We start from the raw sequence: 17,859 nt of genomic DNA, 5'->3' as shown, positions 1-17,859 counted from the left end.
GAATCCCAGCGTTCAAGCCTGCTGTCGCAGGAATCGTGCCAGCCGTTCTGTCTCTCCTGCCGAGCGCGCGACAATGGCTTGTCGAGCAGCTTCTGCGGGCCTAAGTTCAGGAAATGAGCAGAGCTTTCACGCGCGAGGAAGACAGCGAAAATGCCATCGCCGGCGTCGGTGAACGGCCAGTCAGCCACCATCGCAATCTGGTGACAGAACGCGGCCTGACGCAGATTGAGGACAATCTCGCCGATCTGCGCGATATCTTGGCGAAGGCCGAACGCAAAGCCGACCGCGAGCGCATCGCGGTCGTGTCGCGCGACCTGCGCTATTGGACCGCCCGGCGTGAAAGCGCCGAACTCTCCGTACCGGAGCCGGGCAGTAACCTTGTGCGCTTCGGCATGGGCGTCACGATCGAGAGCAATGACGGCAGGAAGGTGCACTGGAAGATCGTCGGCGAGGACGAGGCCGATCCGGCCAAGGGCACGATTTCCCATGTGTCACCGATGGCTGTCGCCCTGTTCGGCAAGAAGGTCGGCGACTTGGCCAGCGTCAACGGCAAGGAATGGGAAATCGTCAAGCTTTCCGATGGCTAGTCTTCAAGCTTGACGACATGGTCGCGGAAGAAAGCGGCTGCACCGGCTTCATCGATCTCGCTGGCGGCAACCATCATAACCAACTGGATGATATCCGCAGGATCGGCTTCAATGCTCAACCCGTTGAAGTAGAGAAACAAGTCTGCTGCGGCAAAAGCAGTGCGTTTGTTGCCGTCAACGAAGGGATGGTTCTTGGCGATACCGAAGAGATACGCCGATGCTAATTCGCAGAGATCGGGCTCTCCATAGCTCTCTCTCTGTTGCGGCCGGTGGAGCGCCGATTCCAGCATACCCTCATCGCGGATGCCCGGCGCGCCACCGTGAAGGCGCAATTGCTCAGTGTCAAGCGCCTCGACAAATTCTCGCGAATGATGCTGACTCACTTCGCTAGTGCGCGATAAGCAACTTCATATTTTTTCATCCGTTCGCGAGCTACCTTCATTTTGTTTTCAAATTCTTCAGGATCGCTCGCAAGCCGACGAAGCCGAAGCTCGCCTGCGTTCTCGGCGGCAACAAGCGTATCTCCTGCTCGAACATTTAGCCGGTCAAGCATTTCCCGGGGCAAAATCACGCCTTCGGAATTGCCGATTTTGCGTACGGTAATGTTCATTTGTGACCTCCTTCAGTCTCCTCCTGCACGGCTAGTGGACTTGAGTTAACGCTCAAGTCCACTAGCCGTGCAGGAGGAGACACTCTATATGCTGTTGCAACAGTGATTATAACGACAAGCGTTGAATGTCAAGCCAGCAGCCGGTCCAACAAACGATCCGCTGCTTCCGGTATGACCGTGCCCGGCGGGAAGATCTCGGCAGCTCCCGCCTGCCGCACCGCGTCATAGTCTTGCGGCGGGATGACGCCGCCGGCGACGATCAGCATGTCGCCGCGGCCGAGCTTTTTCAGCGCGTCACGTAGTTCGGGGATCAGCGTCAGATGTCCCGCCGCCAGCGACGAGGCGCCGACGATGTGGACGTCCTGTGCGACCGCCAGCCTGGCGATCTCATCGGGTGTCTGAAACATCGCGCCGACGGTGACGTCGAAGCCGAGATCGGCGAAGGCCGTGGCGATGACCTTCTGGCCACGGTCGTGGCCGTCCTGACCCATCTTGGCGACCAGGATGCGCGGCTTGCCGCCGGTCTTCTTCTCGAAGGCGTCAAGCTTGTCCTGCAGACCCTCGACCACGGGATGATCGCCAAGCGCCTTGCGATAGACCCCGGAAATGGTCTGTACCGTGGCGACGTGGCGCCCAAACGCCCTTTCCAACGCGAATGAAATCTCGCCGACCGTGGCATTGGCGCGCGCGGCTCGGATGGCGAATTCCAGCAGGTTTTCATTGCCTTGCGCGGCACGGGTCAGCTCATCGAGCGCGCTTTCGACTGCGGCGACGTCGCGCGTGCCCTTCAGCCGTTGCAGCTTCGACAATTGCCGCGCCCTGACTTCGGCATTGTCGATCTTCAGCACGTCGACCTCGATGTCGGTCTCGGGCCGATGGGCATTGACGCCGACCAGCATCTGCTCGCCGGAATCGATGCGCGCCTGCGTGCGTGCGGCGGCTTCCTCGATGCGCAGCTTGGGTATGCCCTGTTCGGTCGCAGCGGCCATGCCGCCGAGCGCCTCGACCTCCTCGATATGGGCAAGGGCGCGCGCCGCCAGATCATGCGTCAGCCGTTCGAGATAGGCCGAACCGCCCCACGGGTCGATGATGCGCGTGGTGCCGGATTCCTTTTGCAGGATGAGCTGGGTGTTGCGGGCGATGCGCGCCGAATGGTCGGTCGGCAGCGCCATCGCCTCGTCGAAGGAATTGGTGTGCAGCGACTGGGTATGGCCCTGCGTTGCAGCCATCGCCTCGATCATGGTGCGGATGATGTTGTTGTAGGGATCCTGCGCCGTCAGCGACCAGCCAGAAGTCTGGCAATGGGTGCGCAGCGACAGCGAGCGCTCGTCCTTGGGCGAAAAATTCTTCTGCATCAGGGTCGCCCACAACAGGCGCGCAGCCCGCAGCTTGGCGACTTCCATGAAGAAATTCATGCCGATGGCCCAGAAGAAGGACAGGCGAGGCGCAAAGCGGTCGATGTCGAGGCCCGCCGCGACGCCGGCGCGGGCATACTCGATGCCATCGGCGATCGTGTAGGCGAGCTCAAGGTCGGCCGTCGCGCCGGCCTCCTGGATGTGATAGCCGGAGATCGATATCGAATTGAACTTCGGCATGTTCTTCGATGTGTATGAGAAGATGTCCGACACGATCCGCATCGAAGGTTTCGGCGGATAGATGTAGGTGTTGCGGACCATGAATTCCTTCAAAATGTCGTTCTGAATGGTCCCGGCGAGATCCTTCTGCGCAACGCCTTGTTCTTCCGCAGCGACGATGTAAAGCGCCATGATCGGCAGCACCGCGCCGTTCATCGTCATCGATACCGTCATCTCGTCGAGCGGAATGCCGTCGAAGAGCTGCCGCATGTCGAGGATGGAATCGATGGCGACGCCCGCCATGCCGACATCGCCGGCAACGCGCGGATGATCGCTGTCATAGCCGCGATGCGTGGCGAGATCGAAGGCGACCGACAGCCCCTTCTGGCCGGCGGCAAGGTTGCGTCGGTAAAAAGCGTTGGAATCTTCGGCCGTCGAGAAACCGGCATATTGCCGGATCGTCCAGGGCTGCTGGACATACATGGTCGGGTAGGGGCCGCGCACGAAGGGCGGCAGGCCGGGATAGGTGTCGAGATGCGGCAGCCCCTTGAGATCGCTTTGATTGTACAGATGCTTGGCAATGAGCCCTTCCGGCGTGGTCCGCTGGCCTTTGACCTCGACAGGCGTGCGGCGTGGCGGGATCCAGCCGATCTGGCCGAAGTCCGGGATCAAGAGCCGGCTCCGATCGATTGGTCGATGCGGACTGGAAACAGCGGCTCGCAGACGGCAACGCCTTCGGTGAAGGCCGGTCGCCGTTCCGCCGCCAGCGTCTCGACCGGGCGTTCGTCTTTTGATGGATAGAGCGTGGTGCCGATGATGGCCCGTTCACCTGTGCGGTAGGCTGCATTGCGCTGCTCCGCCGCTGCGTGGACGCGCTTCTGGATGTGTCCGTCCTGAAGGCTGGACAGGACACCGCCCTCGGCTTCGATCGTCTGCAATTCCGCCCAGGCCAGCTCGCACAATTCCATGGTCAGCGCCTCCACAGCGCCGGAACCATAGGCGGGATCGGCGACATGATCGATATGGCTTTCATTGGCCATGATCAGCTGCGTGTTGCGGGCAACACGACGGGCAAAACCCGCCGGCAGACCATGCGCGATCGTGTGCGGCAGGATGGAGATCGAATCGGCGCCGCCGCACGCCGCAGCAAAGCATGCAATGGTGGTGCGCAGGATGTTGGTCTCCGGGTCCATCGCCGTCATCATGCGAAACGACGTCTCGGCATGGATACTGGCCGTGGATGTCGGGATCGAACAAGCCTCCTGCACCCGCGCCCAGAGCCTGCGCAGCGCCCGCATCTTGGCTATCGACAGCAACTGGTCCTGGTCGACGCTGAGTGCAAAACCGATATGAGGTGCGGCATAGACAAGCGGCTGCCGCGCCGTCTCGAACATTCTGAGGTAGGAGACAGCCGAAGCCAGCATGATGCCAAGCTCCTGCGCTTCCGTGGCGCCGGCATTGTGGAACACGCGCCCGTCAGCTTCCAGCAGCACGCCCGGAACGCCCATCGCGAAGAAATGCGCCAGCGACTGCGGCATGGAGGCCTGCAGCGCCTCGATCGACATGCGCAGCCGACCGGTTCCCGCGAAGATCGCCGCTGGATCGATGCCGAAGGAGAGGTTGAGTTTTGCCGGGTCCGACCGCCGCTTGCTCAGGAAAGCGACCAGCCAGTCGGCCACGGCGCGGCTCCAGGGATGGGCGTCGATGCGAACCTGGATGCGGTTGAGCGGTATGCCGTCCAGCACCGCCTCCAACGCCTCCGCCGTTCTCGGCAAGCCGTATCCGAACGCGTTCGGCGCCCCCTCGAAGACCAGCGACAATCCCGTGGCACCCTGTGCCACATCCTCCAGCGCTTGGCTTCTGGCGCGGTTGGTGTCGGGATCGTCGACTCGCTGGCTGACGATCCATGGCGATTTCGGGTTTGCGCGCACGGTCGGTTCCGCCGCGGTGCTGCGATCGTAGAGCGGTTCGATACGGATGTTGTCGTCGCTGTGCGAGACCAGCCTTTCCTCGAAAGAAGCGCCTGCCAAAGCCTTTTCCGCCAAGGCGAGCCATCGCTGGCGCTCGATGTTTTCGGGTTCCACGTCCTGGATCAAGGCTCCGGCGCCCATCCGTCCTCCTCGTTTCATGCGGCCGCACCGGCCGGGAGTGGTTCAGTCTACGGTCCCCGGTCCGATATCGCAATGCAATGCGCTTTCAGAGACCGGATTCGATCCATCAGATATAGGTCGGTCCGCGTGGACGACGATTGCCAAACAGCGGCAAAATCCGCAAGCTCCAAAAACCCGATTTGAACGAATGGGGCCGATTTGGACGAATGGCCCGGATTTGGACGAATGGCCCGGATTTGGACGAATGGCATTGTCGCTGTGCAATGGCCTCACTATACCTGCGGCAAGGCCACTGGCTTTAGACACATCAGTTTGCGGAGACCGTGCATATGGCTGACGACAGCAGTATTTTCATCGGCGCCAGCCGCAAGCCCGACGACAGCTATCAGCGTGCCGAGCAGCTGTTGCTGCAATATGGGAATCGTCATGGCCTGGTGACGGGCGCCACCGGTACCGGCAAGACAGTCACCTTGCAGATCCTGGCCGAAGGATTTTCCAACGCCGGCGTGCCTGTGTTCTGCGCCGACATCAAGGGGGATCTGTCGGGCATCGCGATGATGGGCACGGCACAGGATTTCCTCGTCAAGCGGGCCGAACAGGTCAAGCTCGATCCTTATGACTTCCAGGAATTCCCCGTCATCTTCTGGGACTTGTTCGGCGAACAGGGTCATCCGATCCGCGCCACGGTCTCGGAAATGGGGCCGTTGTTGCTATCGCGCCTGATGAACCTGACCGAGGCGCAGGAAGGCATCATGAACATCGCCTTCCGCCTGGCTGACGAGGAAGGCCTGCTGCTGCTCGACATGAAGGATCTGCAGGCGCTCTTGGCCAACATCGCCGAGCGCGCCGACGAGATCGGCTCACGCTACGGCAATGTGACGAAGCCATCGGTCGGGGCTATCCAGCGCACGCTGCTGGTCCTGGAGCAGCAGGGCGCGGCGAACTTCTTCGGCGAACCGGCACTGCGTATCGCCGATATCATGCGCACCACCCGCGACGGACGCGGGGCCATCAGCGTGCTTGCCGCCGACAAGCTGATGATGAATCCGCGGCTCTACGCGACCTTCCTGCTATGGCTGATGTCGGAACTGTTCGAGGTGCTGCCGGAAGTCGGCGACCCCGACAAGCCAAGCTGGTGTTCTTTTTCGACGAGGCGCATCTTCTGTTCGACGAAGCACCCAAGGTGCTGATCGATCGCGTCGAACAAGTGGTCCGACTGATCCGCTCGAAAGGTGTCGGCGTCTATTTCGTCACGCAGAACCCTTTGGATATCCCTGAAAAAGTCCTGGCCCAGCTCGGCAATCGCGTCCAGCACGCGCTGCGCGCCTATACGCCGCGTGAGCAGCAGGCAGTCCGGACGGCAGCCGAGACGTTTCGGCCAAATCCCGATTTTGACTGCATGACCGCCATTACCCAGCTTGCCACAGGCGAAGCGCTGGTCTCGACGCTGGAGGCCAAGGGTGTTCCGTCCATGGTGCAGCGGACGCTTATCCGCCCGCCATCCTCGCGGCTTGGACCCATAACTGCCGCTGAGCGGCAAAAGCTGATCCAGGAAAGCCCGGTCGCCGGCCAGTACGATCAGGCCGTCGACCGCGAATCGGCTTTCGAAATGCTGCAAAAAAAGGCCAAGGACGCGCAGGATGCCGAAGAGCAGGCCCAGCAGGCCGGCAGCGGCGGCTCGCGCTGGACCATTCCGGGCTTCGGCAATGACGATCCCGCGCCGCAATCGGGTGGCAGGCGCACATCTGCACCGCGCCCGTCCAACCGCCAGACGGTGGCCGAGGCGGCGATCAAGTCGGTGGTGCGCTCGGTCGGCTCGTCGGTCGGCCGGGCAATCGTGCGCGGGATATTGGGGAGTCTTTCCAGGGGGCGGTGAGCTTCGGATCTGAGGCAGGGGCATCCGCTTTGGCGAAATGCCCGTGGCTTGAAGCCGCATTGGATAGGCGGCATTGGGACAGCCGGTTTGGCGGACAGACGTTGGTTGGCCGGTTCGAGTAGGGGCCAAACCGACCTTTTCTGCGTCAGGTCGCTTCGAGCACCATGTTGAGTGGGGTCTGGGCAGCCCGCCGGACACGAGAGAACCCACCCGACCGGATCACTTCCGTCAGCCGGTTCTCTCCTGCTTGAGCTCCGAGCGCGAGGCCCGTCTCCTGTGCCAGTGATGTGGGAACGCAGATCATCGTCGAGGCCGAGTAGTACAGCCGTCCGACCGGATTGATATTTTCCTCCAGAGTATCTCCCGCCATGGGTTCGACGATCATCCAGGTGCCGCCCTCTTTTAGCGATTTGCAAATATGCACCGCCGCGGCCTTTGGGTCGCCCATATCGTGCAGGCAGTCGAAGCAAGTGATCAGATCGAAGTCGCGCCCGCCAAAATCCTGGGCCCGGCCGACCTCGAAATTCAGGTTCGTCAGTCCATACGACCGGGCATGCGCGGTCGCGGCGGCAATCGAGGCCGGATGGAAGTCGTAACCTATGAAGCGGGAGGCGGGGAACGCCTGCGCCATCAGGATCGTTGACAGACCGTGCCCACATCCAACGTCGGCCACCGATGCCCCTGCCTTCAACTTGGCGACGACTCCGTCAAGCGCCGGCAGCCAGTCCTTCACCAGGGCATTGACATAACCCGGCCGAAACAGACGTGACACGGCGCAGAACAGACACCCTGCCTGATCGCCCCAGGCAACGCCTCGCCCGGTCCTGAAAGCCGATTCCACTTTTGGCTGGTTCTCGACCATAGCAGCCGCGGTATCGAACCCGCCAATCAGATGGACCGGGCTGTCGGGTTCGGCAAATACGAATGACTGCTCGGGCGTCAGCGAAAACCGTCCATGTTCATAGTGCACGTAGCCGGACGCCGCCTGCGCCGACAGCCATTCGCGAACGTAGCGACGCGCGCATCCTGCAGCATCGGCAAGTTCGTCGGCCTTCGTAGGGCCGATTTCCTTGAGCGTTTTGTAGAGACCCAGCGCATCTCCGATCCGAACCAACGGCACGCTGACCGCACCACCAAGGTCGCCCAGAACGCGGCCTACCAATTCATTGAGCCTGGTTTCATTGAGTTGCGTCATGTCGGGTTCCTCCTGATCTTCGGACGACGGCTTGTCGCTCCGCCGATTCCGAGGATGAGACCCCCTCTGATGATGGGCATGATGCAGCAGTCCCGTGGGGGAAGTGAAAGCGAATGCAAATAGGGACAGAAGTCCCTTATTTGTGGTCTGCGAGGAACTCAATCGGGCTGGGGCGCTCGCTCTCTGTCGGACAGCGTCATCACGATTGCCTGGGATCGGCTGTGGACGCCGAGCTTGCTGAAAATCATCGACAGTTGATTGCGCACGGTCTTCACGCTCTTGCTCAAGCGCTGCGCGATCGCGCGGTTGTCCAGCCCCTGTTTGACCAGATCCAGAAGCGCCGCCTCGGCAGGTGTCAGGCCGGCCTCTCGGATTGCGCGCGGCTGCCTGGGCCGCTCATGTCCGAGGAAGGCATCGAGTTCATCCTGGAACACCTTCCAGGCTGGCTCGGTCGGCAGGAGAACATGATTCTTGCTTTCAAGCGGCAGGAAGCGCGCTCCAGGGATCGCTGCGGCAAGCTTGCAGCCTTCATCGAACGGCACGCGCATGTCCCCGCGGCTGTGCGCGATCAACGTCGGGACGCGGAGTTTCACCGCGAGGTCGAGGACGTCGATCCCCTGCATCTGCCAGAGCAGGCGGGCGGCTACGTCGGCGCTTGCCGTCACGCGCTCAAGATAGCCCCACCAGCGGTGCTGTTCTTGTGTCCCGTTGGGAATGAAAAGGTTGGTGAAGAACTGGCAGAACGCAGGATTTTCGCGTCCCCAGCCAATGCGCACGAAATTGACGAGTGTTTCGGCTTCCAACCGCTCGGCCTCGGTCTGCGCTCGAACTCTCGCACCCTGGCCGTAGGCATTCAGCAGCACCAGATGCGACACCCGCTCAGGATGCCGCAGCGCATAGGCGATGCTGAGAGCGCCGCCTTGCGAAAGACCGAGCAGAACGAAACTTGGCTGCTCGATGGTCGCCGTCACGGCGTCCAGGTCTGCGTGCCACGCTTCGATCGAGAGGTCGGCGACATGGCGATCCGACAGACCGCAACCGCGTGGATCGTAGCGCACAAACTGGTTGTGGGCCGAAAGGGCCTGGAGCCATGGCCGCCAAACCGGGCTTTCGAGATCATAATCGACATGGCTCAGCCAGTGCGCCGCCCGAACGATCACCTTGCCTTCCCCGCATGATGCGACAGCGATGCGGGTACCGTCCTCGGACGTGCAGAACCGTATGCTCTGGCTGAGTTTCATCACCACAGAATATCGCAGTGGGCCGCCACGCGACAGACCGGTCTCCGCCGATGCAGAATCGGTTCCGTTTCAGAGAGACAATCCGGTGAAGGAGCGTCGTAACCGCCGCCCCTTCGCCTGCTCAGAAGATCGAATTGGTAATCGCCTTGACCGGTCCAAGCAGCACCGAACCGTCCGGCACGCCGGCGTCGATCGGGATCGCCTGTCGGTTGGCCGTCGCCACCATGGGTTGGCTGGCGTCGCTGGTCACGACGACCGGCGTCTTCGAGGGCACGCGATCATAGAGGTCGATAATGTCCTGGTTCATCAGACGCACGCAGCCTGACGATACCGACTTGCCGATCGACCGCCATTCAGGCGAGCCGTGCAGACGATAGAGCGTGTCGACATTGCCCTGGAACAGATAGAGCGCGCGTGCGCCGAGCGGGTTCTTGAGGCCGCCGGGCATGCCGCCATTGTCGGCGCTGTAGGGCTTCAATTCCGGCTGGCGGGCTATCATTTCGTCCGGCGGCGTCCACTTTGGCCATTTCTGCTTCCACTGAACGACGGCGTCGCCGGACCATTCGAAGCCGGCGCGGCCAAGGCCGACGCCGTAGCGTATCGCCTGACCGCCTGGACGAACCAGATAAAGGAAGTGGCCGGTGGTATCGACGACTATTGTTCCCGGCTTCTGTCCCGTCGGGTCGGGAACGATCTGACGCAGGAACTGCGGATCGATCTTGTCGATGGGGATGGCCGGCAAATCGAAGCCGCCGTCGCTGACTGCCGCGTACATCGCCACATAATCGGTCAGGGGCGGTTCGACATAGGCTGGCGGCGGCGGCTCGACCGGGCCCGGCCCGGTAGTGGCGCATGCGGAAACCGCGATCGAAGCGGCGCCCAGGGCTGCGGCGTTGAGAAAGCCGCGACGGCTCAGGCGAAAAGATTCGATTTCGGTTATGGACATGGTTGCCTTCTTTAAGTCTCAAATCGCAACAAAGCGTGAATTCGCCGACAGTTCCGCGGGGTGCCTGACAACACCTGGGGCGATAGGCGGTTCCGATTCTGGCCCGAACGTGGGCAAACAAAGGCGAAGCTGTGACCGAGCCGCTACTGTGGCGCCAGAGACACAGGTCTCCTAGCTGCCGGGCACAAGGGCTTCGAGCGATGGCAGGATAAGGGCCGGTGGGAAGTCCGGATATTCTTCGGGCTGGTTGGAGCGGTTGATCCACACCGTGCGAAAACCGAATTTGGTGGCGCCTGCAATGTCCCAGCGGTTGGAGGACTGGAAGGAAACCGCGCCGGGGTAGAGGCGCCAGCCGGTGGCGACCATATCGTAGACAGCCGGATCGGTCTTGAAGCGCCGCACCCTGTCGACGGAATAGATGTCATCCAGAACCTGGTCGAGCGCGGCGGATTTGACCGCTGCCTGCAGCATTTCGGGCGAACCGTTTGACAGAATCGCCAGCCTCGCTCCCGAAGCCTTGAGCGCCTTGAGCACGGCCGGCACTTCCGGATAGCAATCCAGCCGCCAGTAGGCATCCAGCAATATCGCCTTGAGACCGGGGTCGGCCGAGGGAACCTTGCGCAAGGCGAAATCGAGCGCCTGTTCGGTCAGTTGCCAGAAATCGGCATAGGCGCCCATCAGCGTGCGCACCCAGGAATATTCGAGCTGCTTGGCGCGCCAGATCTCGGACAACAATTGGCCGTCCGGCCCGATCCGGTCTGCATGACGGCGCACGGCGGCATGCACGTCGAACAGCGTGCCATAGGCGTCGAAGACATAGGCGGCGTATTGCATGACAACAGTTTTGAGGGCAGGTGCGACAAGGTGCAAGCGTTGATTGCATTGCGCCCCGGCACTGGCCTCAACAAAACTCCATGATGCCGGTTGACGGCGCCCGCCAAAGCATCTTCCAATGGCCGTCACACGAGACCGATTGAGGCGGGACGACACGATGACACTGGCGGCTGCGGCGCAATCCGCGACATGGACTTTCGTCGATGGTGATTGGCACGAGGGCAACGTCGCCATTCTGGGGCCGCGCAGCCATGCCATGTGGCTCGGCACCAGCGTGTTCGACGGCGGCCGCTGGTTCGAAGGCGTGGCGCCGGATCTCGACCTCCATGCCGCCAGGGTGAATTCCTCGGCGATCGCGCTCGGCCTGAAGCCGAACATGAGCGCCGACAAGATCGTCGGGCTGACATGGGATGGGTTGAAGAAGTTCGACGGCAAGACGGCGGTCTATATCAGGCCGATGTACTGGGCCGAGCATGGCGGCTATATGGGCGTGCCGGCCGATCCCGCCTCGACCCGCTTCTGCCTTTGCCTCTATGAATCACCGATGATTCCGGCGACTGGCTTTTCGGTGACCGTGTCGCCGTTCCGGCGTCCGACCATCGAAACCATGCCGACCAACGCCAAGGCCGGCTGCCTTTACCCCAACAACGGTCGGGCCATTCTCGAAGCCAAGATGCGCGGCTTCGACAACGCAATGGTGCTCGACATGCTGGGCAACGTCGCCGAGACCGGAACCTCGAACATCTTCCTGGTCAAGGACGGTCACGTCTTTACGCCTGCGCCGAACGGCACCTTCCTGTCCGGCATCACCCGCTCGCGCACGATAACGCTGCTCGGCGAATACGGCTTCAAGACCACCGAAAAGACGTTGTCGGTGCGAGATTTCCTCGAAGCGGACGAGATTTTTTCGACCGGGAACCATTCCAAGGTCGTGCCGGTCACGCGTATCGAGGATCGCAATCTGCAACCCGGGCCGGTGGCCAAAAAGGCGCGCGAACTCTATTGGGATTGGGCGCATTCGACTTCCGCTGCTTGAGCGGATAAAAAGGCGACCGACGCTTCATCCGGAGTTGTCCCAACCCATTCCAGACCTATCTTACTCCGGTATCGACACCGGATTTTTCCACGAGGGAGTACTATCCATGGCCTTTGAATTGCCCGCTCTGCCTTACGACTATGAGGCCTTGCAGCCTTACATGTCGAAAGAGACGCTGGAATATCACCACGACAAGCACCACAAGGCGTATGTCGATAACGGAAACAAGCTCGCCGCCGAGGCCGGCTTGGGTGATCTGTCGGTCGAAGAGGTGGTCAAGCAGTCGTTCGGCAAGAATGCCGGCCTCTTCAACAATGCCGCCCAGCACTACAACCATATCCATTTCTGGAAGTGGATGAAGAAAGGCGGCGGCGGCAACAAGCTGCCGGGCGCCTTGCAGAAGGCAGTCGATAGCGATCTTGGTGGCTATGACAAGTTCAAGGCCGACTTCATTGCCGCCGGCACGACTCAGTTCGGTTCCGGCTGGGCCTGGGTCTCGGTCAAGGATGGCAAGCTGGCGATCTCGAAGACGCCGAACGGCGAAAACCCGCTCGTCCATGGCGCGTCGCCGATCCTCGGCGTCGATGTCTGGGAGCATTCCTATTACATCGACTATCGTAACGCCCGGCCGAAATATCTCGAGGCGTTCGTCGACAGCCTGATCAACTGGGACCATGTCCTCGAATTGTACGAAAAGGCCTGATGCATGTCGCCCAAAAGTGCGCAGCGGTTTTGGGATAACGACATGCACGAAAACAAAGACTCAAACCGCGTCGTTCGAGTCCGCTTGAACACAGCGCGTTTGATGTCCTGATCGATCGTAGAGAAGCCCCGCGCGATGAACTGCTCCCCCGAAGGTTGATGCCCAACTTTCGGGGGGCAGTTCATCGAGCGGGGCTTTTCTTTTTCTGCGTCGAGATTCCCGTAACAACAAAGGTCTGGCAAAAATCATCAGGGGGAAGGGAATTTTCCCCCTGATGCATCCGTTAACGTCCTGTCCCGAAATGCCTTCATCATGGAGCCAATTGAATGAGAAAGCTTGTTATCGCCATCTCTATGCTCGCACTCGCGGCCTCGGCGGCTTTTGCCGACCCGATCCTCGATCGGCAGGCACTGATGAAGGAACGCGGAAAGATCGTCGGCGGCCTGTCGAAAGTGGTCAAGGGCGAGGAACCCTTTGATGCGGCGGCTGTGTTGACGCAACTTCAGGCGCTGCAGGCGAATGCCGACAAATTCGATGCCGATGCGCTGTTCCCGGCCGGCAGCGACACCGGCGACACCACGGCCTCGCCGAAGATCTGGGAAGACATGGCTGGCTTCAAGGCAGCGGAGGACAAATATCTCGCCGACGTCAAGGCTGCGGTCGCTGCGGCTCCCGCCGATGCCGACGCGCTGAAGGCGCAAGTCGGCGCTATCGGCTCCGATTGCGGCACCTGCCATCAAGGCTACAGAATCAAGAAGGGCTGATCACCAGCCATGGCGTGGCTGAAAAAACTTGTCGGCGCCGTCGTCATTCTGGGCGGCGTCGGCGCGGTTGCCGGGTGGGTCCTGTCGGCGCCGGTGAGGCTCGACAGGGAAACTCTGGCCAAGCTCGGTCCTGGCGACGCTGCCAAGGGCAAGCGCATCTTTTATGCCGGCGGTTGCACATCCTGCCATGCAAAGCCGGGCTCACAGGGCGACACGCGGCTTCAGCTCGTTGGGGGCCTCGAACTCAAGACGCCCTTCGGAACCTTCGTGCCGCCCAACATTTCGCAAGATTCCAAGGACGGTATCGGCGCATGGTCTGTCGAGGACCTCGCCAATGCCATGCTGAAGGGCGTGTCGCCTTCTGGTGAGCATTTTTATCCGGCGTTTCCCTATGCATCCTACGCGCGCATGAATCCGGCCGACATTGGCGATCTCTATGCTTTCTTGAAGACGTTGCCGGCCGTCGCCGGCAAGGCGCCGGGCAATTCGCTCGATTTCCCCTTCGATATCCGCCGCGGCATCGGCCTGTGGAAATTGCTCTACCTCAGCGACCAGCCGGTTGTTGCCTTCCCCGAAGGCACGCCTGATCCGGTGATATCAGGCCGCTACCTGGTCGAAGGGCCAGGCCATTGCGGCGAATGCCACACGCCGCGCGATCTTGCGGGCGGCACGAAGAAGAACGAATGGCTGGCGGGCGCCGTGGCCGCGGAAGGCAGTGGCGTCGTGCCGAACATCACATCAGGCGAGGGCGGTCTCGCCGAATGGTCGGAGGCAGATATCGCCAACTATCTCGAAACCGGCTTCACGCCCGATTTCGATTCGGTCGGCGGCGCCATGGTCGACGTCCAGCGGAACATGGCCGAACTGACGCCGCAGGACCGTGCGGCCATCGCCGCCTATCTGAAGGCGATCCCGGCGCATCCAAACGGCTATCCGGCCCGCAAGAAGACGGCGAACTAGACCGGGTCTGCGGATAACAGGTGGCGGTCGCCGAGAAAATCGAAGCCCGTTTCGAAGAAATGGTTGTAGTTGCAGGTCAGCTCTTCGCCAGGCGCGATGTCGCGCAGCGCAAAGCTCTCCTCGGGTGAGGAGACGTCGCAGTTCGGCTCGTCGGCATGGTTCATATAGCGCGCGTCGTCGGCTTCGAAGACGATGTAGTTCGGATCGCGGCGGTCGGGATAGGAGTAGCGATCGAGATAGCTCTTCACCGGGCCGGCCACGCGCTCATAAGTCTCGACCTCGATGAGCCGATCGAACCTTGGGTCCAGCTTCCAGATCAGAGTGCCGCGAGGAATGTGGTTCTTGGCAAAGACGCCGATTCCCTGGATAGGCGATTTGTCGAGATAGACGTCGACGAGCAGCATAATGGACCTTTACGCGATTGGAGGCTGTCAGGCCGGGAAAAGCCGCGCACTGGGTAGCGCGCGGTCACCGCAATTGCGAGTGAAAATGAGCAACGGGAACTTCAAAAAGTCCCTGATCACCCAGCCCTCCGGAAAGGGCGCGTCGATCATCGTCTGGAGTCAGCGTTGCTGCAGCGCCAGACGGACGCCCAAAGCGCAGTAGATGCCGCCGACAACTTTGCCCTGCCATCGTAACACTGACGGATTTCGGCGCAGGAGCGTGCCGAGCCGGCCAGCGCTCACGGCAAAGACGACCGTGCTGAAAAGGCCCAGTACGACGAAGATGACCCCCAACGCGGCCATCTGAAGCATCACCGTTCCGTTTTCAGGCCGCACGAACTGAGGCAGGAAGGCGAGGAAGAACAGAGCGGTTTTGGGGTTGAGCACTTCGGTCAGGACAGCCTGTCGAAACGCCTTGCCGGCAGAGATCGCAAGCGCGCCGGCAGCCGGATTGGCCGGTGTTTTCTCCATGATCGCGCGAATGCCGAGATAGATCAGGTAGGCCGCGCCGATGTACTTTATGACGATGAACAGCGTCGCCGACGCGGCGATGACCGCCGATATGCCGATCATCGCCATGACGGTGTGAAAGACATCGCCGGCAGCGATCCCGGCGCCCGTCGCGATGCCGACCTTGGTTCCGGAACTCGTTGCCCGGGCGATCGTCAGCAGGGTGGCGGGGCCTGGAATGAAGACGAAGCCGAAAACGACCGCGATGTAAGCGATCAGGGTGGTGAGGTCGATCATTTGTTGGTGGCTCCCGTAAGCTGCGCCTTGCCCATCACTTTCAGCGCGAAGGAATAGGTGTAGGCGATCTCTTCCAGCCGCGAAAACCGGCCGGAAGCGCCGGCATGGCCCGAATCCATGTTGATCTTGAACAGAACCGGATTGTCCCCGCTCTTGCGATCACGCAGGCGGGCCACCCATTTGGCCGGTTCCCAGTAGGTGACGCGCGGATCGGTGAGACCGGCCAGCGCCAGGATCGGCGGATAGTCGTGATCAGCGACATTGTCATAGGGCGAGTAGGCGGCAATGGTCCGGTAGTCGTCGGCGGACGCGATCGGATTGCCCCATTCGGGCCATTCCGGCGGCGTCAGCGGCAGGGTCGCATCGAGCATGGTGGTGAGCACATCGACGAAGGGAACCTCGGCGACAATGCCGCCAAAACAATCCGGCGCCATGTTGGCGACGGCACCCATCAGCATGCCGCCGGCCGAACCGCCCTGCGCGACGATACGGTCATGCGCCGTGTAACGCTCCGTGACCAGATGGCGCGCGACGGCGATGAAATCGGTGAACGTGTTCATCTTGTTCTCCCGCTTGCCCTCATCGTACCAGCCATAGCCCTTGTCCTTGCCGCCGCGAACGTGAGCGATGGCGAAGACGAAGCCACGGTCGACCAGCGAGAACCAGTTGGTGTTGAAGGCGGCCGGCACGGTGATGCCATAGGAGCCGTAGCCATAAAGCAGGCAAGGTGCGGATCCATCCAGCGGCGTGCCGCGATGATGCAAAAGCGAGATCGGCACCAGTTCGCCGTCGCTGGCCGGCGCCATCAGGCGCCGCGTGACATAGTGGTCCGCATCATGGCCGGACGGCACTTCCTGGGTCTTCAGCAGCACCCGCTCGCGGGTGCGCATATTGTAGTCGAACACCTGCGCCGGCGTCGTCATCGACGAGTAGGAAAAGCGCATGATCTCGGTGTCGTACTCATAAGAACCCGACAGTCCGAGCGAGAAGGCCTCCTCGTCGAGGGACAGAAGATGCTCCTCGCCGCTGATCCGGTCGCGCACGACGATGCGCGGCAGGCCTTCCTTGCGTTCGAGCCGGACCATGTGGTCCCTGAAGCCGATCACCGACAGGATCAGCCGACCGGGCTCATGCGGCACCAGTTCCTGCCAGTTGGCGCGCACGGGATCGCCCGCCGGTGCCGTCATGATCTTGAAGTCCTTGGCGCCGTCGGCATTGGTCAGGATGAAGAAGATATCGCCGCCTTCTTCCAACTCGTACTGAAGGCCAATCTCGCGCGGCGACACCAGTTTCGGCTCGGCAAACGGATCGTCGGCGCGCATCAGGCGGTATTCCGAGGTCTCGTGATCGTTGATGCCGATCATGATCCACTCGTTGTTGCGGGTGCCGTCGACATTCATGAAGAAGCCGGGATCGGTTTCCTCATAGATCAGCCGGTCGCTTTGCGGGCTGTCGCCAAGCGCATGGAACAGCACCTTGGACGGGCGGTGGTTGGGATCGAGACGTGTATAGAAGAAGCCGTCATTGCCAGCGTTCCAGACACCTGAGCCGCCGGTGTCGGGGATCTGGTCCTCAAGCTCCCTGCCGTCGGCAAGGTCACGCACGCGAAGCGTGTAGAATTCGGAGCCCTTGTCGTCGAATGCCCAAAGCAGCCTTGCGTGGTCGGCCGAATGGTCGACGCCGCCGAGACGGAAATAGGCCTTGCCCGCGGCCTCCGCGTCGCCATCGAGCAGGATATGCTCGGCACCGCCGTCTCGCGGCATGCGGAAATAGCGCGGCTGCTCGCCACCAAGCTTGAAGGACGACCCATAGGCATAGGGTCCGTCCTTCATCGGCACGGAAGAATCGTCTTCCTTGATACGGCCCTTCATCTCCTTGAAAAGCTGCTTCTGCAGTTCGACCGTGTCGGCCATCAGCTTTGACTGGTACGCGTTCTCCGCCTCGAGTTCTGCGCGGATTCCCGCATCGAGCAATGACGGGTCGCGGAACATCTCCTGCCAGTTGCCGGCCCGCAGCCAGGCATAGTCGTCGGTTCGCGTGATGCCGTGATGCGTGTCGGAAACCGGCCGCTTCTCGGGCGTAGGCGGGCTGACGATCGGAAATATGGATGTCTTGGTCATTGCGTCTCGCTTTGCAGTATCTTGAATGGGCCAGTATCTTGAATAGGCCAGTATCTTGAATAGGCCAGTATCTTGAATGGACCATCTCAAATGGAGAAATATCTTGAACGGC

The 17,859-nt window shown here is 61.4% G+C and carries 16 protein-coding genes and 1 pseudogene; 6 read left to right on the top strand and 11 right to left on the bottom strand.

What is annotated here, in order from left to right:
• The first annotated feature begins 113 nt into the window (after window positions 1–113).
• Window positions 114–587 (top strand): transcription elongation factor GreA, encoded by a 474-nt coding sequence (greA, locus tag NKK51_RS01060; protein ID WP_023812770.1) that lies wholly within the window; start codon window positions 114–116, stop codon window positions 585–587.
• Here greA and NKK51_RS01055 read toward each other — a convergent pair.
• The 4 genes from NKK51_RS01055 to NKK51_RS01040 form a co-directional block, all read right to left on the bottom strand.
• Complete coding sequence (locus tag NKK51_RS01055) at window positions 584–970, bottom strand: type II toxin-antitoxin system death-on-curing family toxin (protein ID WP_352550697.1); 387 nt, start codon at window positions 968–970, stop codon at window positions 584–586. The genes greA and NKK51_RS01055 overlap by 4 nt on opposite strands.
• Window positions 967–1,197 (bottom strand): AbrB/MazE/SpoVT family DNA-binding domain-containing protein, encoded by a 231-nt coding sequence (locus NKK51_RS01050; RefSeq protein ID WP_081734931.1) that lies wholly within the window; start codon window positions 1,195–1,197, stop codon window positions 967–969. The genes NKK51_RS01055 and NKK51_RS01050 overlap by 4 nt, the downstream gene beginning before the upstream one ends.
• A gap of 128 nt (window positions 1,198–1,325) precedes the next feature.
• Entirely contained in the window at window positions 1,326–3,443 is a 2,118-nt protein-coding gene (scpA, locus tag NKK51_RS01045) for a methylmalonyl-CoA mutase (RefSeq protein ID WP_352550695.1), read from the bottom strand.
• Entirely contained in the window at window positions 3,440–4,882 is a 1,443-nt protein-coding gene (locus NKK51_RS01040; RefSeq protein ID WP_128302977.1) for a methylmalonyl-CoA mutase subunit beta, read from the bottom strand. Before NKK51_RS01040 ends, scpA begins: the two co-directional genes overlap by 4 nt.
• Window positions 4,883–5,211: 329 nt before the next feature.
• Here NKK51_RS01040 and NKK51_RS01035 point away from each other — a divergent pair.
• Window positions 5,212–6,758: pseudogene (locus tag NKK51_RS01035) on the top strand (helicase HerA-like C-terminal domain-containing protein).
• 145 nt (window positions 6,759–6,903) lie between these two features.
• Here NKK51_RS01035 and NKK51_RS01030 read toward each other — a convergent pair.
• The 4 genes from NKK51_RS01030 to NKK51_RS01015 all read right to left on the bottom strand — a co-directional run bounded on the left by NKK51_RS01030 (window position 6,904) and on the right by NKK51_RS01015 (window position 10,974).
• A complete protein-coding gene (locus tag NKK51_RS01030) occupies window positions 6,904–7,953 on the bottom strand; it encodes a class I SAM-dependent methyltransferase (RefSeq protein ID WP_352550693.1) in 1,050 nt (349 codons plus the stop codon).
• A 158-nt stretch (window positions 7,954–8,111) separates the two neighbouring features.
• Window positions 8,112–9,194, bottom strand: coding sequence for an alpha/beta fold hydrolase (locus NKK51_RS01025; RefSeq protein ID WP_352550691.1), 1,083 nt, complete (start codon window positions 9,192–9,194; stop codon window positions 8,112–8,114).
• A gap of 121 nt (window positions 9,195–9,315) precedes the next feature.
• Window positions 9,316–10,140 (bottom strand): L,D-transpeptidase, encoded by an 825-nt coding sequence (locus NKK51_RS01020; protein WP_352550689.1) that lies wholly within the window; start codon window positions 10,138–10,140, stop codon window positions 9,316–9,318.
• A gap of 171 nt (window positions 10,141–10,311) precedes the next feature.
• Window positions 10,312–10,974, bottom strand: a complete 663-nt coding sequence (locus tag NKK51_RS01015) for a haloacid dehalogenase type II (RefSeq protein WP_128302979.1) — start codon at window positions 10,972–10,974, stop codon at window positions 10,312–10,314.
• Between the two features lie 157 nt (window positions 10,975–11,131).
• Between NKK51_RS01015 and NKK51_RS01010 the strand changes: the two genes are divergently transcribed.
• The 4 genes from NKK51_RS01010 to NKK51_RS00995 all read left to right on the top strand — a co-directional run bounded on the left by NKK51_RS01010 (window position 11,132) and on the right by NKK51_RS00995 (window position 14,437).
• Window positions 11,132–12,010, top strand: a complete 879-nt coding sequence (locus NKK51_RS01010) for a branched-chain amino acid aminotransferase (RefSeq protein WP_127269956.1) — start codon at window positions 11,132–11,134, stop codon at window positions 12,008–12,010.
• Between the two features lie 106 nt (window positions 12,011–12,116).
• Window positions 12,117–12,713 (top strand): superoxide dismutase, encoded by a 597-nt coding sequence (locus NKK51_RS01005; RefSeq protein WP_023812781.1) that lies wholly within the window; start codon window positions 12,117–12,119, stop codon window positions 12,711–12,713.
• Window positions 12,714–13,039: 326 nt separating this feature from the next.
• Window positions 13,040–13,477, top strand: coding sequence for a c-type cytochrome (locus NKK51_RS01000; protein WP_023812782.1), 438 nt, complete (start codon window positions 13,040–13,042; stop codon window positions 13,475–13,477).
• Between the two features lie 9 nt (window positions 13,478–13,486).
• Window positions 13,487–14,437: a cytochrome c gene (locus NKK51_RS00995; protein ID WP_352550687.1), complete on the top strand. Its 951-nt coding sequence runs from the start codon at window positions 13,487–13,489 to the stop codon at window positions 14,435–14,437.
• On the opposite strand, the gene NKK51_RS00990 is transcribed toward NKK51_RS00995, so the two are convergent.
• The 3 genes from NKK51_RS00990 to NKK51_RS00980 all read right to left on the bottom strand — a co-directional run bounded on the left by NKK51_RS00990 (window position 14,434) and on the right by NKK51_RS00980 (window position 17,747).
• The gene (locus NKK51_RS00990) at window positions 14,434–14,841 is read right to left on the bottom strand and encodes an SET domain-containing protein (RefSeq protein WP_023812784.1); all 408 of its coding nucleotides are present in this window, start codon (window positions 14,839–14,841) and stop codon (window positions 14,434–14,436) included. The genes NKK51_RS00995 and NKK51_RS00990 overlap by 4 nt on opposite strands.
• Before the next feature lie 159 nt (window positions 14,842–15,000).
• A complete protein-coding gene (locus NKK51_RS00985; protein WP_023812785.1) occupies window positions 15,001–15,627 on the bottom strand; it encodes a LysE family translocator in 627 nt (208 codons plus the stop codon).
• Window positions 15,624–17,747, bottom strand: a complete 2,124-nt coding sequence (locus NKK51_RS00980) for a S9 family peptidase (RefSeq protein ID WP_352550685.1) — start codon at window positions 17,745–17,747, stop codon at window positions 15,624–15,626. Before NKK51_RS00980 ends, NKK51_RS00985 begins: the two co-directional genes overlap by 4 nt.
• Window positions 17,748–17,859: the final 112 nt, after the last annotated feature.

Source organism: Mesorhizobium sp. M0011, from assembly GCF_040324155.1.
Lineage (GTDB): Bacteria > Pseudomonadota > Alphaproteobacteria > Rhizobiales > Rhizobiaceae > Mesorhizobium.
The sequence above is the reverse complement of the archived record's forward strand: the minus strand, read 5'-3'. Positions and strand labels throughout refer to the sequence as shown.

Coding starts and splice junctions, on each gene's coding strand:
- greA (WP_023812770.1), top strand. CDS start 114: ATGAGCAGAGCTTTCACGCGCGAGGAAGACAGCGAAAATGCCATCGCC.
- NKK51_RS01005 (WP_023812781.1), top strand. CDS start 12,117: ATGGCCTTTGAATTGCCCGCTCTGCCTTACGACTATGAGGCCTTGCAG.
- NKK51_RS00985 (WP_023812785.1), bottom strand. CDS start 15,627: ATGATCGACCTCACCACCCTGATCGCTTACATCGCGGTCGTTTTCGGC.
- NKK51_RS01010 (WP_127269956.1), top strand. CDS start 11,132: ATGACACTGGCGGCTGCGGCGCAATCCGCGACATGGACTTTCGTCGAT.
- NKK51_RS01025 (WP_352550691.1), bottom strand. CDS start 9,194: ATGAAACTCAGCCAGAGCATACGGTTCTGCACGTCCGAGGACGGTACC.
- NKK51_RS00980 (WP_352550685.1), bottom strand. CDS start 17,747: ATGACCAAGACATCCATATTTCCGATCGTCAGCCCGCCTACGCCCGAG.
- NKK51_RS00995 (WP_352550687.1), top strand. CDS start 13,487: ATGGCGTGGCTGAAAAAACTTGTCGGCGCCGTCGTCATTCTGGGCGGC.
- NKK51_RS01050 (WP_081734931.1), bottom strand. CDS start 1,197: ATGAACATTACCGTACGCAAAATCGGCAATTCCGAAGGCGTGATTTTG.
- NKK51_RS01000 (WP_023812782.1), top strand. CDS start 13,040: ATGAGAAAGCTTGTTATCGCCATCTCTATGCTCGCACTCGCGGCCTCG.
- NKK51_RS01040 (WP_128302977.1), bottom strand. CDS start 4,882: ATGGGCGCCGGAGCCTTGATCCAGGACGTGGAACCCGAAAACATCGAG.
- NKK51_RS01030 (WP_352550693.1), bottom strand. CDS start 7,953: ATGACGCAACTCAATGAAACCAGGCTCAATGAATTGGTAGGCCGCGTT.
- NKK51_RS00990 (WP_023812784.1), bottom strand. CDS start 14,841: ATGCTGCTCGTCGACGTCTATCTCGACAAATCGCCTATCCAGGGAATC.
- NKK51_RS01020 (WP_352550689.1), bottom strand. CDS start 10,140: ATGTCCATAACCGAAATCGAATCTTTTCGCCTGAGCCGTCGCGGCTTT.
- NKK51_RS01015 (WP_128302979.1), bottom strand. CDS start 10,974: ATGCAATACGCCGCCTATGTCTTCGACGCCTATGGCACGCTGTTCGAC.